The organism is Bacillus kexueae (assembly GCF_022809095.1).
In the GTDB taxonomy this organism is placed as follows: Bacteria; Bacillota; Bacilli; order Bacillales; family Aeribacillaceae; genus Bacillus_BZ; species Bacillus_BZ kexueae.
In genome coordinates this window covers 1-14,075 of sequence record NZ_JALAZE010000008.1, presented here as the reverse complement: position 1 = coordinate 14,075, position 14,075 = coordinate 1, and the positions used below count along the sequence as shown (strand labels likewise).

17 protein-coding genes are annotated in these 14,075 nt (G+C 37.9%); 4 read left to right on the top strand and 13 right to left on the bottom strand.

Annotated features, from left to right (window positions below):
- Positions 1–12: 12 nt before the first annotated feature.
- The 5 genes from mug to ML543_RS12840 form a co-directional block, all read right to left on the bottom strand.
- Positions 13–540, bottom strand: a complete 528-nt coding sequence (mug, locus tag ML543_RS12860; RefSeq protein ID WP_243387853.1) for a G/U mismatch-specific DNA glycosylase — start codon at positions 538–540, stop codon at positions 13–15.
- A 91-nt stretch (positions 541–631) separates the two neighbouring features.
- Positions 632–1,420: a TIGR00266 family protein gene (locus ML543_RS12855; protein ID WP_243387972.1), complete on the bottom strand. Its 789-nt coding sequence runs from the start codon at positions 1,418–1,420 to the stop codon at positions 632–634.
- Between the two features lie 114 nt (positions 1,421–1,534).
- On the bottom strand, positions 1,535–1,738 hold the full coding sequence (locus ML543_RS12850; RefSeq protein WP_243387852.1) for a cold-shock protein: 204 nt from the start codon (positions 1,736–1,738) through the stop codon (positions 1,535–1,537).
- Between the two features lie 217 nt (positions 1,739–1,955).
- Positions 1,956–2,867, bottom strand: a complete 912-nt coding sequence (locus tag ML543_RS12845) for a hypothetical protein (protein ID WP_243387851.1) — start codon at positions 2,865–2,867, stop codon at positions 1,956–1,958.
- Positions 2,868–2,972: 105 nt separating this feature from the next.
- Positions 2,973–3,338 (bottom strand): cytochrome-c oxidase, encoded by a 366-nt coding sequence (locus tag ML543_RS12840; protein WP_243387850.1) that lies wholly within the window; start codon positions 3,336–3,338, stop codon positions 2,973–2,975.
- A gap of 128 nt (positions 3,339–3,466) precedes the next feature.
- Between ML543_RS12840 and ML543_RS12835 the strand changes: the two genes are divergently transcribed.
- Complete coding sequence (locus tag ML543_RS12835) at positions 3,467–4,117, top strand: glycoside hydrolase domain-containing protein (RefSeq protein ID WP_243387849.1); 651 nt, start codon at positions 3,467–3,469, stop codon at positions 4,115–4,117.
- A gap of 477 nt (positions 4,118–4,594) precedes the next feature.
- Here ML543_RS12835 and ML543_RS12830 read toward each other — a convergent pair whose 3' ends face one another.
- From ML543_RS12830 to ML543_RS12815, 4 genes are all read right to left on the bottom strand, one after another.
- A complete protein-coding gene (locus ML543_RS12830) occupies positions 4,595–5,356 on the bottom strand; it encodes a beta-ketoacyl-ACP reductase (protein ID WP_243387848.1) in 762 nt (253 codons plus the stop codon).
- A 67-nt stretch (positions 5,357–5,423) separates the two neighbouring features.
- The gene (locus tag ML543_RS12825) at positions 5,424–6,428 is read right to left on the bottom strand and encodes a quinone oxidoreductase family protein (protein WP_243387847.1); all 1,005 of its coding nucleotides are present in this window, start codon (positions 6,426–6,428) and stop codon (positions 5,424–5,426) included.
- A 120-nt stretch (positions 6,429–6,548) separates the two neighbouring features.
- The gene (locus ML543_RS12820) at positions 6,549–7,457 is read right to left on the bottom strand and encodes an NAD(P)/FAD-dependent oxidoreductase (protein ID WP_243387846.1); all 909 of its coding nucleotides are present in this window, start codon (positions 7,455–7,457) and stop codon (positions 6,549–6,551) included.
- Positions 7,458–7,466: 9 nt separating this feature from the next.
- On the bottom strand, positions 7,467–8,315 hold the full coding sequence (locus ML543_RS12815) for a DUF421 domain-containing protein (RefSeq protein ID WP_243387845.1): 849 nt from the start codon (positions 8,313–8,315) through the stop codon (positions 7,467–7,469).
- A gap of 197 nt (positions 8,316–8,512) precedes the next feature.
- On the opposite strand from ML543_RS12815, the gene ML543_RS12810 reads away from it, so the two are divergent.
- A complete protein-coding gene (locus tag ML543_RS12810; RefSeq protein ID WP_243387844.1) occupies positions 8,513–8,716 on the top strand; it encodes a hypothetical protein in 204 nt (67 codons plus the stop codon).
- A gap of 358 nt (positions 8,717–9,074) precedes the next feature.
- Here ML543_RS12810 and ML543_RS12805 read toward each other — a convergent pair whose 3' ends face one another.
- Together ML543_RS12805 and ML543_RS12800 are read right to left on the bottom strand one after the other, a co-directional pair.
- Entirely contained in the window at positions 9,075–9,473 is a 399-nt protein-coding gene (locus ML543_RS12805; RefSeq protein ID WP_243387843.1) for a VOC family protein, read from the bottom strand.
- Positions 9,474–9,503: 30 nt separating this feature from the next.
- Positions 9,504–10,289: an SRPBCC domain-containing protein gene (locus ML543_RS12800; protein ID WP_243387842.1), complete on the bottom strand. Its 786-nt coding sequence runs from the start codon at positions 10,287–10,289 to the stop codon at positions 9,504–9,506.
- 181 nt (positions 10,290–10,470) lie between these two features.
- Here ML543_RS12800 and ML543_RS12795 point away from each other — a divergent pair, with 181 nt between their 5' ends.
- Complete coding sequence (locus tag ML543_RS12795) at positions 10,471–11,688, top strand: MFS transporter (protein WP_243387841.1); 1,218 nt, start codon at positions 10,471–10,473, stop codon at positions 11,686–11,688.
- A gap of 100 nt (positions 11,689–11,788) precedes the next feature.
- A complete protein-coding gene (locus ML543_RS12790) occupies positions 11,789–12,859 on the top strand; it encodes a DUF3900 domain-containing protein (protein WP_243387840.1) in 1,071 nt (356 codons plus the stop codon).
- A 62-nt stretch (positions 12,860–12,921) separates the two neighbouring features.
- Here the strand turns inward: ML543_RS12790 and ML543_RS12785 are convergent, their stop codons facing one another.
- Positions 12,922–13,698 carry an enoyl-CoA hydratase-related protein gene (locus ML543_RS12785; RefSeq protein ID WP_243387839.1) on the bottom strand — a complete coding sequence of 259 codons (777 nt, stop codon included), beginning with the start codon at positions 13,696–13,698 and terminating at the stop codon, positions 12,922–12,924.
- Positions 13,699–13,990: 292 nt separating this feature from the next.
- Positions 13,991–14,071, bottom strand: coding sequence for an IS3 family transposase (locus tag ML543_RS17195; RefSeq protein ID WP_419095365.1), 81 nt, complete (start codon positions 14,069–14,071; stop codon positions 13,991–13,993).
- Between the last annotated feature and the right edge of the window lie 4 nt (positions 14,072–14,075).

Genomic DNA, 14,075 nt, shown 5'->3' with positions numbered 1-14,075 from the left:
ACAATCGTTCAACTACATATGTTCTGTTTCCAGACATTTTCTCATCGTATCGTTTAATTGTTTATAAATGCTAACTATTTCTTCTAACTTCATTCTGACGAGACCGCTTGAGGATGGTGCAACAAAATCTTGTACCCCTGGAATGATCGGATCATCTTGAAATCCCCAAGGGGATTGCTTCTTTTTCGCATATTGAAGATAAACTCCTTTACCAACAAAACAGACGATTTTCGGGCGAAAATATTTAATTTTTCTCTGTAATTGGATTCGCCCTTCTTCGTATTCTTCTTTTGTAATTTCACTTGCAGCCTTAGTTGGTCTCGCAACAATGTTTGTAAAACCATAGCCAATTTGTAATAGTGATTGATCATCAAAAGGGGTTAATTGTTCTTTTGTTAAGCCTGCCAAATAAAGGATTTTCCAAAATCGATTGTTCGGGTTGGCGTAATGATGACCAGTTTGCGAAGACCGAATGCTCGGGTTAAAACCAACAAATAAAATATGTAAGTCTTTACGTATATAGTCTTTTATAGGGTTCATATCATTTACCTCCATTCATAAAAGTTAAAAAAGCCATGACATTAAGCTGTCATGACTAACAGAGTGGACATTTAAGAATCGATTGGTTGACTTAATCATCCCCATCAAACCAATCACCGATTCCCCCTAGTATACTTCCTTCACCTACACGCCCTCCTCTTTGCGGAGCTGCAGCAAAAATTCGATCAGCTAGACGACTAAATGGTAGAGATTGTACCCACACCGTACCGGGGCCACGAACGGTTGCGAAAAACAGCCCTTCCCCTCCAAAAAACGCGGTTTTCACTTTCCCAACAAACTCGATATTATACTCAACGCCTTTTGTCATGGCGACTAAACAACCAGTATCGATTTTTAACGTTTCTCCAGGTAAAAGTTCACGTTTATGAATCGTACCTCCAGCATGCATAAAGGCTAGACCATCACCTTCGAGCTTCTGCATAATAAATCCTTCTCCACCAAAGAAACCTGTTCCTAGCTTCTTTTGAAAATCAACCCCTACAGAAACTCCTTTTGCAGCACATAAAAAGGCATCTTTTTGACAAATGACTTTACCACCCATTTCACTTAAATCAACAGGAATGATTTTCCCAGGATAAGGTGCTGCAAAAGAAACGTGCTTTTTACCCATTCCACGATTCGTAAATACGGTCATAAATAAACTCTCACCGGTTATTAGTCTTTTTCCTGCTCCGACAAGCTTTCCAAAAAAGCCAGTCCGTTCATTCCCATCACCAAAAACAGTCTCTAAGTCGATGTCTTCATCCATCATCATAAGTGCACCCGCTTCAGCGATTGCGCTCTCACCTGGATCTAATTCAATTTCTACGAATTGCATGTCATCCCCATGTAATTGGTATTCAATCTCATGTGCATTCATCATTAAGCCCTCCTTTACGTATTTATTTTACTGATTTAACAATACTTTTATATCCTATAAACAAAAATGAGATGAAAACAATACCGTTCTCATCTCATTGGGTACTAGATTATATTAGGAAATTTTTTGAACGTTTGCAGCTTGTGGTCCGCGGTTTCCTTCAACGATTTCGAAAGATACTGATTGACCTTCTTCTAACGTTTTGAAACCTTCAGATTGAATTGCAGAATAATGAACGAATACGTCGTCTCCACCGTCTACTTCGATAAATCCAAAGCCTTTTTCAGAGTTAAACCATTTTACTTTACCAGTTTGCATGTTAATGCCTCCTAAAACTTTTAAAAAATTGCCCATTATGTATGGATGAAAGTTGGTACAAAAAAAGTCGTAACATATAGAAGTGTAGGATAAATGTTCGCCCTCACTTCTCAAATGTTACGACTTACATGAATCCTTGTTTAATCACGTACATAACGGTTAGTTTCATCTTATCACCTTAAAGAGGAAATGTCAAACTAATGTTGGAAATTTTTTCTCAATTATACGCTTTCAACATTGTTAAAAAATCGACTGTTAATCGAGCTGCCCAAATATTTTTTTGTTTTTCCCACGTTTCTTCAAATTGATTCCACTTCCATGTTGGTTCAATCCAACCATCTTTCTTCACTTTTTCAATTAAATACGAGAAATTTAATTGAATTAATTGGTCGTCAATGTGGAATGGATTATCAAGGGCTACAAGATAAAATGAGAGTGGCGTCGGGACATAAGAGGAATATTGCGTAACGTCTTTACATATCAACTTGTCAATGGATTTTTTCAAATATGGATACATGTTCTTTTGGAGTGAAACAGGCAATCGTTGGTACAAACGCATATAACAAAAAGTTTCATGAGAAGATTCAAGTTCCTCCATATTCCATAAATGTTCCATTGCCTGCTTTACTAAATCATCAATACTCAATTTTTGTACATATGGGGAGTATTCATACAAATAACCGATGATTTCAGCGGAAGGATTTCCCCAATAATGATCAATCATACTTAAACCTGAATGGGGATTAACGTGCCACCACGGTGCATGAGGATAGTTATTCACTTGTTTTGGAACTGCGACCCAGCCTTTTCGCTTAGATAAAAATGAGTCTTCAAAGTAAGCGACTCCTCTTTCAATCATTTTTTGTGCACGTGGCTCATCTGAAAAATCGTTTAATAGTTGAAACGCTACCGTCGTAGCTAAAGGGCTTGATCTTGGGAGTAAAAAATCAGGTTCAAGCCCGTTACCAAATCCGCCATCGCTATTTTGATACGACTCAAGCTGGATGAGAACTTCTTCACTAGATTCGTTTTCAATGTGATAAAGAAACAGCGATTTTTCCAACTCACTACCATAGGTAAATATCTTTGTTTTTATCTTGCTTAGCAATTCGTTCGAAATGGAATCCATCAAAAAAACCCCCTTCCTTAGATTATAAGGAATGAGGGTGCTACTGCACAATGAATGTTTGTGCCATATCCGTACAGTCAGGGTGAAATTCCACACGCAAGCATATTATGCTTTCAACCGTGTTAATACATTGATTCCGAACAATAATATACTAATAGTCGTGACAAGTCCACCTGTGGCGATAACTGGGACAATGCTTTCAAACCCATTCACATAAAAGCAGAGCCCTATCATCATCGTAGGTAAACCGAGATTATGGAGCCAAAAATGGGCCTTCGCCAGTCCTGTATCTGAAGTTTCAGGGAAAAAATGATAAATAAGACCTGCTAGTGTCAACGCTGTCCATCCTAATAAATTAATATGAACATGTACGGAGGATAGCGCAAAATTATGTGTCATGGACATAAATAGCCCAAGACAAACTCCAATCATAAAATAAACAACCGATATTTTTATAAGTTTAATACCCACAATCTCCCCCCTTTCCGAGACAATTATATGCAACCTCCCTTTTTTGTAGAACTTAACACTTATTAAAAGTGGTAAAGTCTTTGAAGTGAACATATAGATTAACAGACTATTTTGGAAGGGTGTGGCGTATGGCGCGTGAAATTTGGGGTGTTGACTCTGCACAAAAAGTGACAACGACATTATTTGACTGTGTCGTTAATCAATACGGATTTCCTAATTATTGGGGACGCTATTTATCAACCGTCGCCAATGTATCAGACGGTCTGTCGGATAAAGAAATTCAATTTTTGAAAGAAAAAGGTGTCAAAATCTTGCCGATTTATAACGAGAATAAAGATGCTTTTGGTTATGAGAAAGGGAAGGTTTCCGCACGTAACGCAATTTTTCATGCGAGGAGATTAAAAGTTCCTAAAGGTGTATTTCTGTTTGCTAACACGGAAAAGTTTTTTTCGATTGATGAGGCGTGGATTAGAGGATGGGTAGACACATTGTATTCGAGTCCCTATCGACCGGGAATTTATGCGGATCCAAGTACAGACACGTTTAATAACGCCTATTGTTTAGCATCGAAACAAAATGAAAAAGTAGCGGATCAGCTTGTCATTTGGTCTCAAGAGCCAACCCCTGGTCCAACATCAAAAGGCAACGCTCCTTCTTTTAATCCACGTAAGCCGCCTTGTAAAGCTAATGTTTGGGGATGGCAGTATGGAGAGAATGCGTCGAAATGTCCGATTGATACGAATTTGATTGATCGTCGCCTTTTAGAAGCTCTTTGGTAAGCTCGTACAAGAAAGGCTCTTTCCTATATGACTATTATTTTGATTGTACAAATGACAAGTGAGTAAGGCCTGTCTCGTTTCGCCTCCTCGTGTCTAGCGGACTATCAATAAGTCTATAATTGCTCGATTTACTCGTAGGTTCGAATACTCTACCGTTCGTACAACGATGTGCAGTCGCCGTTTTTCACTTCAAGCTGTAAATCCTTTCATAACAAAAGAGGAACAAGGTAAACGAATAACAGCTATAATAAAAAAAGGAATGTAACGGAATTTCTTCGTTTACATTCCTTTTCTATTTTATTGTTACAGAGAGTTTAAATTCAATAAAGTGTTAAAGTATTATCTTTACCGTTTTTTTGCAGTCTAGCTCCAAGCGCCATAGCTCGGGTCGCTTCGGCCCTGCTGTGACGACGGAAACCTCCTCGCAGGTCCTCCAGCGCCCTTCGTCTAAGGACTTGTTCTTTGCGCTTTCCTTACTTAATTAGCTGGTCCGCCTGCTACATATAAAATTTGACCATTTACATAGGAAGATTCCTCTTTCACAAAAAATAAGACAGCATTAGCAATGTCTTCCGGTTGCCCTAATCGTTTGGCAGGTATTGTATCTGATAAATTTTTTGAAAACTCTTCAAAACTTACACCAATCCGTTCGGCTGTTTTGCGTGTCATGTCGGTTTCAATAAATCCTGGAGCAACGGCGTTGGCTGTGATTCCATACTTTCCTAGTTCTATTGCTAGCGTTTTGGTGAAGCCTTGTAAACCAGCTTTTGCCGTAGCATAATTCGCTTGTCCTCTGTTGCCGAGTGCGGAAGTTGATGAAATGGAAACGATGCGGCCATATTGATTTTCGACCATATATTTTTGAACCGCACGCGTACAATAAAAGGCTCCTTTTAAATGAACATTCATGACCGTATCCCAATCATCATCCGACATTTTAAATAAAAGGTTGTCTCGCAATACTCCAGCATTATTCACTAAAATGTCAATTTTCCCATACTTATTGACAGCTTCTTCAACAGCTTGTTCTACTTGAGATCGAACAGAAACATCGGCGATATAATAGGTTACATCGATTCCATCTTTCTTCATTTCTTCCGCTGTTTCATGCGCAGCTTTTTCATCAATATCTACTAAACAAATCTTCGCTCCATTTGATCCAAGTGTATAAGAGATACTTCTTCCGAGCCCCCGACTTGCACCAGTTACGAATGCCACCCTATTTGATAATTGATTCATGCCACTTCTCCCTTCAATTCATTTCCATAAGCAAAGCGGACAAGTGAAATAGGTTCACATCTAATTCTTATTCAATTCGAATGACAATCTTTCCGAAATTTTTCCCCTCGCCCATATACATTAATGCTTCTTTCGTTTCATCAAGGGAAAATGTGCGATCAATCATCGGTTGTAACTCATATTTTTCATATAGGGTGAGCATGTTTTCAAAATCTCTAGGGCTACCCATCGTCGTCCCGAGAATATCCATGTTTTTAAAGAAAATTTTTGGCATTACACAATTAGGTACTGGACCGTTAGTTGCTCCATAACTGACAATTCTACCACCTGGAGCCGTAAGCTGAATGAGGTTATTAAAACCTGGACCACCTACACCATCTACAATTAAGTTGGCACTTCCCATTTGATTTTTAAGTGTTTTTGCCCAATTTTCGTCACGGTAATTTACGCCACCTTTCGCTCCAAGCATTACCGCGCGATTAATTTTCTCCTCACTACTTGATGTCACATACACATTCGCACCAACAGAAACCGCCATTTGCAGTAAGTATTGTGCAACTCCACTCCCGATTCCGGGAATTAATACGGTCTCCCCCTTTTGAACTTGTCCCCTAGTAAACAAAGCTCGGTATGCCGTCACACCAGCTAAGGGTAGAGCCGCTGCTTCATCAAATGATAAATGGTCTGGCTTTCGGTAAACATTCGATGATGGAACTATCACATATTGTGCGAATGTTCCATCACTGGGCATACCTAAAATACGGAATTCTTGTTGTGCGAAGTCATTATTTTCTCCCCAATTTAAACCTGGGTCAATAATCACTTCACTTCCTTCCTGAATTCCCGTTACATCCTTTCCTACCTTAACCACAACCCCAGCACCGTCTGCGCCTAAAATACAAGGTAATTTCATTCCTGGATATAATCCGTACGTAATAAATAGATCGCGACGATTTAATGCCGCGCTCTTTACTTTAATCAGTACTTCATTGTCTTTTAAATCACGAATGGATTTTTCTTCAATGATTACCTTTTCAGGACCTCCAGTTTCGTATAACGTCGCTGCCTTCATGTTCCTTCTCCCCTTTGTTTCAAAAATCTCTCCACTCATTATCGGTTCTTTCTTTTCATCTAGAATCCTGCTTTTTTAATGGATGTAATTTTTTCTATTTGTTTGAAAAGAGAATCCCGTTTAAAGATCATTCATTTCTTTAAGTCTTTTATGTATCCATATTGCACTTTGTGAGCCGTCACCCATCGCAATTGTTACTTGCTCAGAATGTGCTACAACATCCCCAGCTGCCCACACGTTTTTAATATTCGTTTCCTTTGTTCGTGGGTTCACTTCAATATGACCAGATTCATTTACCTTTACTCCTAGTTGTCTTGCTAAAGAAGAATTAACTAAATTACCTCCAAAAGCAATAAAAATCTTTTCAGTTTCTATCCATTTACCTGATTTTAGGGAAACACCTTGACAAAATGTTTTGGAACTTTTTAAATCGATGACTTGTTCAGCAATCATTGGGATGCCTTTTTCTTTTAACCTCTCCTTTGTATGAAGACTTATTGGTTGTTCTTCGTGATTGAGATATAGGAGATCTTTTGTCCAATGCCTGAGTGTTAATGCCATATTTGCACCAGCTTCACCACTCCCAACGACAATTGTTCTTTTTTGATATACTTCGTAACCATCACAATCTGGACAAACATAAATAAAGGTCCCGAGAAACGGGTGAAACATCGAATGAAGATCAGAAGGGATTCGATCTTTAACACCAGTAGCAAATAAGATCGTCTTTGATAAGAACTTCCTCTGATCCTTCGTTTGAATGGTAAATCGGTCGTCTTCTTTTTTCACGACGATTACATTTCCAAAATAAAATTGCGCCCCAAACATGATTGCTTGTTTTTTACCAGCCTCTCTTAACTCCATTCCACTAATTCCACCGGTCCATCCGAGAATATTTTTGTACATGTTACATTCGGAAGAACGCCCATTATTTGAATCAATCACTAAAATGTTATACTTGTATCTCGATAATTGGATGGCCGCTTGTAAGCCTGCTATTCCCCCACCGATTATGACGCAATCATACATCGCTTATTATCACTCCTTTTGAAACGTTTGTAGTTTATTTTTCATCTGTGATATTCGTTGTTGATTAGTGGTCACAAATTGGTTGAAAGGACCCTTTGGTAACATTTTCATCTCTAATTCCATTTGATTCAAAGATGTCATCATCCAGTCGGTGAACGAATCATCTAGAGAAGGTTGAAAATCATCATACAAATCAATTGTAAGCCGATTGGTCGAGTCAACTTGGGCCAAAAATACCTCTTTAAGTTTAATGCCTTTTTTGCTCAATTCTTCATATAGCCACTTAGGGCTTTTTCCGATTTTTGCTAAAGCCTGAGTTTCTATCGTCCCATCTTCTATGACCGTTTGAGGTACATCCATAGGAGGTACGGGTTGAAAAATCTCTCCAAACTCAACTGGTTGCTTTTCTTTCTTTTTTAATACACTGATATCACCTGTTGTTTCCAATGTAGCAAATTCGACATCTGCAACGCGAAATATATCTTTTTTGCGAAGCTGTTCAAGCAAGCTATTGGCAGTAAAATTTTCTTTCTTTAAATTTTCTTCGAGAATTTTTCCGTTTTGTATAAATACGGTCGGTTTACCTTCAATAAACTGTTGAAAGCGTGGGCTTTTTAACGATATGTAAGAAACAAGTATAGGAATAGAGGCCCAAGTTAAGATGCTAGTAAATCCATTAATGATGTTTAAGTCGGAATCCATTGACAATGTGCCAGCAATATCACCAATTGTGATCCCAACGACATATTCAAAAAACGACAATTTGGATAGCTGCTTTTTTCCTAACACTTTTGATATGAGAAACAAGCCAATAATCAGAAACATGGAACGTACAATAATTTCAATCCATTCAGGCATAACCATACCCCTTTTATCTAATTGTGAAAATCTTTCTACACTCTTTATCATGCGAATACTGATTCAAAATTATCGATTGTAATTTTGGGAATATATGTTTCAAAAGGAATAGGTTCAAATACATTTGATGAACGCAATGAACAAACAATACATAAGGGAGACGTATTTGTTCCCATTAAATTGTGAGGTGGATATCAATGAATAGACGAAAGTTAATGGAGAATCTTGTTCAACTCGTTAGTGGAAACCGTGTCATGATACGAAAAAGAAACCAAAATAATATGATGTGGATGTCCTTAATTGGCATTGCTAGTGGTGCACTTATGTATGGGATGAGGAGATACCAACGAAGAATGAATCCAAGTTCCGATCCGTTTGAACAAATGCTCACAAATCGATAAGTTATTTGAAAGAGGGTGCCCCAGCTACTTTTGGGACACCCATTCATTTTTTTAATTAAAATGTTCTAAAAGATAGTTGTTCTCGGTTATTCACTTATCTCGAAAGGCGGACGCTTTCCGGATTTGCACAGTACGTGGCTACCTTTTGCTAATCATTTCATGTCAAATTAGATGAAAACAGCCCAAAAAAAGAAAACTCTTTTTTTGATAGAATGAAGTCACCACAACCTCATAACCAAAAAGAGATTTTTCTTATTCCAATGGATGTAGAAGATTACCTTTGTCGAAGGCGGTGGAAAGAGGCATGAGTCTCATGAAGTTACTTCTTCATGACCTTTTGTCTAATCCCCACTCTTTTTTATTTATGTGTCGTTGTAATTTGCCAACGTACTCCGTATCGATCTTCTACTCGACCAAACATAGCTCCCCAAAATGTTTGTTCAAAAGGCATTAATACGTTTCCGCCTTCAGATAATCTGTCAAACGCGTTCTTCGCTTCGTCTTCTGACTGAAACTCGATCGTTAAATCTAAACCATTTCCTCGTTGAACAGGCTCTATGACAGCATCTGCCATGAAAAATGTTAATCCTGCTGCTTGAAGAACTAAATGCATGACTTTATCTTTCATTTCTTCATTTGCTTGTGGTGCATCCTTAAATGTTTGTACGTTAATAATTTCGCCTTTTAAAGCTATTGCATAAAATTCAGCTTGTTCCTTTGCATTTTGACTAAAAATATACGGATATAAATTCGCCATGTGATAAATCTCCTTTATTCATTCATTTATTTATTTTGAAGGGGTAACCCCTTTTTCCACATAATCCTTTAAAAAAGTTCCTAAAAGTTCTTTCCAACCGTTTTCATGCGCTTCATGCCAATGTGGCTCTAAAAAGCCCATCGCTTGATGAGACAATTGAAGGACAGTCGAATTCCCTTTTTCGATCAGACGATATGAATAGGCGCTATGTACGGAACCTTTCATTCCTAATAGCCCTTGAAGACGTAATTCTTCTGGTGGGTTAATGAATGTAACGGTTCCCCATAAAGCTCCGTTGTCGTTTTCTCCTTTTTCAATAAATGCACCACCAATGACAGGGTCCAAATGAAGAGATGAATTTGGACCTAACAATCGATACGCCCACCATTTATTAATTTCGGATGTTAATGATTGGAACACTTTCTCTCTTGGAGCGTTAATAGTTACTTCTTGTTCAATTTGAAACGAATCAATTTTTTTCTCCATTTGTTCCACTTCTCCTTCTACTATATTTTTAAATTGAATAAGAGATGAAGCGCTCTCCCCTTGATATTTTGTTACCCATCTTTCATAAAGCTGTTGTAGAGGTACAACGTTTAAATAATTGTAACGCATACGACCTTCCCGTCGAATAAGGACAAGATTTGCTTCTTCTAGTATCTTTAAATGTTTCATCACCGCATATCTCGTAACAGTGGGAAAGGCAGCATCTAACTCACCAGTCGTTTTTCGTCCCTCTTTTAATAAATCTAAAATTTCCCTTCGTATTTCGTGATTCATCGCTTTAAATAAAAGAGACAATTCTTGGTCACGCATTCATACCAACCTCTTCTCGTTATGTGACCTTTTAGTAACATATTTAACACGTGACTAAATAGTAACATATAAAACCGATTCTTACAACTTTTTTCTTGAAGTTCTATATAAAACCGCTATAATGAAATGGTTAGATTGTTTCGGAATACGAAATAATTAGTAGTTGGAAAGGAGTTTACCTATGTCAAAGCATCGTGTTGAAGAGATGCCGAAACTATGGACACGTTCTTTTACTTTGTTAGTGATCGGAAATCTATTCGTGTTCATGAGCTTTCAAATGTTACTTCCTACACTTCCGCCACAAATTAAAGCATATGGGGCTACAGAATTGGAAGTTGGACTTGTAACAAGTTTATTTTGTATTGCTGCAGTTTTGATACGACCTTTTATAGGTTTTATATTAGAAAGTTCAAAACGAAAAAAACTTGTCCTAGTCGGCGCACTATCTTTATTAGCTATCACAACTTTGTATTCTCTAACCTCAGCTGTGGTGTTATTCTTATTCATTCGTTTTATTCACGGAATTGCATGGGGTTGGTCGACGACCGCAAACGGAACGGCAGCAGTTGAATTGGTACCGGAAAAACGGCTAGGCGAAGGACTTGGTTACTTCGGATTATCGATGACGATTGGTATGATAATAGCACCAAGTTTAGGAATATTACTTTATCAAACGCTAGGCTTCCAAGAACTTGTCATTGGCTCAACGATTCTTGGTACAATTGCGTTTTTATTGCTTGCAAGCATTTCGTATTCTACTCCTGAAAGTGTGTTGTCTAAGGATCGAAATTGGAAAGAGTTTTCGCTTTTAAAATCAACGATTGATCGTCATGGACGATTTCCAGCCATTATTACACTCATTGCCTCTTTTGGCTACGGTTCCATTGTTACGTTTATTTTAATTTTTGCTGTTGAAAGAGATATTAATGAGGCTTTCTTGTTTTATTTGTGTAATGCCGTAATGGCGACGATAGCACGCCCTTTTGTTGGAAAACGTTTTGACCGTAAAGGACCTTATTTACTCGTTTTTGTTTGTTCCTTTTTAACGATTATCGGATTTTTCCTATTATCATACACCTATTCCGTTGGTCTATTAATCATTAGTGGACTCTTCATTGGTGCTGGATTTGGATCCCTGATGCCAATCTTACAGTCTTGGGTTCTTCAAAAAACACCGAAAGAACGACGTGGAGTGGCTAATGGCATGTTTTACTCATCGATAGATCTAGGGCTTGGAATAAGTGGAATTGTGTTCGGATTTTTATCAACGTTTTTCTCTATAGGTGCTCTTTTTCAGATTTCGACGATCTGCTTCGCTGTCGTTATGGTTCTGACATGGTATGACTTTCGTGTCACTAAAAAACAGGTTCTGCCAAACAAAGCTTCTTTAACTTCTTAACGGATTCCATACTAACTTTTGGATAAGATCCTACATTCATCATTGACGAAAGTAGGATCTTTTTTTACACTTATGGATGCAAAATGAAGAGGTGAGATGTGTGGACTTTGAAATATTATATCTTTCATTTTTTGTTGTTCAAGTTGAAGGAAAAGGTGAACAATCAACGAGGTACTTTAAGCATTTTCAAACATTAAATACGGAAATGTATGAAGAAAGTTCGTTGAAACATTTTTTAGATGGTGAATTAACGAAAATCGCGAAACGAAAAGTAGAAAGATATCCTAAAAATGAACAAGCTCCTACAAAAATTGGGCGGTTTATCGTTGAGCCAGGACATGAGCTAAGCTCGAATCCGAATTACAATTTATTTCATCGTTTAAGATTTTCAGAGGATATTGATTCGTTCCAACAAGGGAGTGAGCAAGTCGTTTCGACGTATGTGGATACAAGTGCTGTTCGTGGTGGCGTATTTCTAGTTGTGAAAGCAAAGCTACGGAAATATTTCGACGACCCGTTTTTATTTTTAATGAAATGCGATTTCGAGCCGAAGGTTGCATCTATTGCAGACGAATCATCCCTTATACGAAATGTCGAAATGGCAATAACAACAAAAGGTATGAAGTCAATACAATACCCGTATATGCCGGAAGAAGGAATGCTTGAAGAGGCGGAATTAAAAATTCATCAAGCCTCACACGCAAGATATTTTGAGGATTTTTTAAAGTTTGTGGAATATGAAAAGTCGATGCCTGAAATAATGAAGTCTCAAGTATTAAATATCGTTCAAGATAAAATAGTTGAATCGATTGCTCCAGAAGAGGAAGAGCGAGAAAAGCTTGAGTCAGCGATTGAAATATGGGCGGAGAGTCCAAAGCGAGAGTTGCAAGAACATCTATCGACTGATCAAGTGTTAGAAGCGACTTCTCAAATTGTTGAACATACTCCTGAAGCTCATTTATCGTTTAAACTTGATGAAGTAACCATAAAAGGTTTCCTTTCTCAATTTGGTGATTCCATTCATCTAGCAAAATATAACGGAAAATATGTTGTGGTTATTGAAGGTGAAACTCTACAATTTGACAAGAGTGTCTCCCCTATTGAATTTCATCGTCCTGATGATTTTATGACAGTTGTTCGACAAATTGTAGACAAGGATAAAGGGGTGTAAGTTTTTACACCCCTTTCTAATCATTGCTTCTATACGAAAGCGCTTTCTTTCTGGTGAATAGCCTATTCTCCTGTAAATTGTGGTTTTCGTTTTTCACTGAATGCTTTTAACGCCTCTATTCGATCTTTCGTTGGAATAGTTTGCTCGTATGCTTTAAATTCAATTTCTAGTCCAGTATGAATGTCGACATCCATTCCTCTTGAAATGGCGAACTTAGCTTGCTGTAATGCAATCGGTCCGAGTGTTAACATTTTATTCGCATACTGTACGCACTCATCCATCATTTGTTCACGTGGGACAATTTTAGTAAAAATCCCATAATCGAATGCTTTTTTCGCATCGATTTTTTCAGCTGTTAAAATCAATTCCTTTGCTTTTGCTTCTCCGATTAATCGTGGTAGCCGTTGAGTACCGCCAGCTCCCGGGATGATCGCCCATGTCAATTCGGTAAGTCCGATGGTTGATTCTTCCGCTCCAATTCGAAAATCACATGCCAACATTAGTTCAAACCCGCCGCCAAAAGCATACCCGTTAACAGCTGCAATTGTAGGTTGCGGCAATGTCGAGACTTTATGAAATACCCGACGGATTTTCTTAACGGTTTTCCGAACTTCTTGTTCGGTCATCGTCTTCCGCTCTTTTAAATCGGCACCAGTACTAAAAGCTTTCTCCCCTGCTCCAGTGATAATAACAACCCGGACTTCCCGGTCATTCTCTAAGTCTTCTACAATCCTCTCTAATTCTACGAGTGATTGGTAGCTGAAGCAATTGTAAACTTCCGGACGATTTAACGTAATATAACCGATATGATTTTCTTTGTGTAATAATACGTGGCTCATCTTTTTACCCCTTTCGTGAAATCCCCTTTTGATTATGTATCACACATTCACTACATTCGATTTGACCAAGAAAAAATCCTTCTTTAATCAAGGAGAAATACAACTGAAATGAAATATGAGTCAAATTACAAAGGTAATATTTTTCTTCGATTCAAGTCGCTCCATTACAAAGTGGAAAAACGATTCTCTACAATACACACTAAAAGCTACAACCTTTTTGAAAAGAGCCAAAATAAAAAAGCGAACCAGGTGAAGTGACCCCTGTCAAGTAGACAGGAATAAAAAAGCACATTTAAGCAACCTGAGTCCTATATTCATAAGGACTCAGGTTGTTTAATTTTTTTTGAAACCGTTGGTGGTTATAAAAACGGATATAT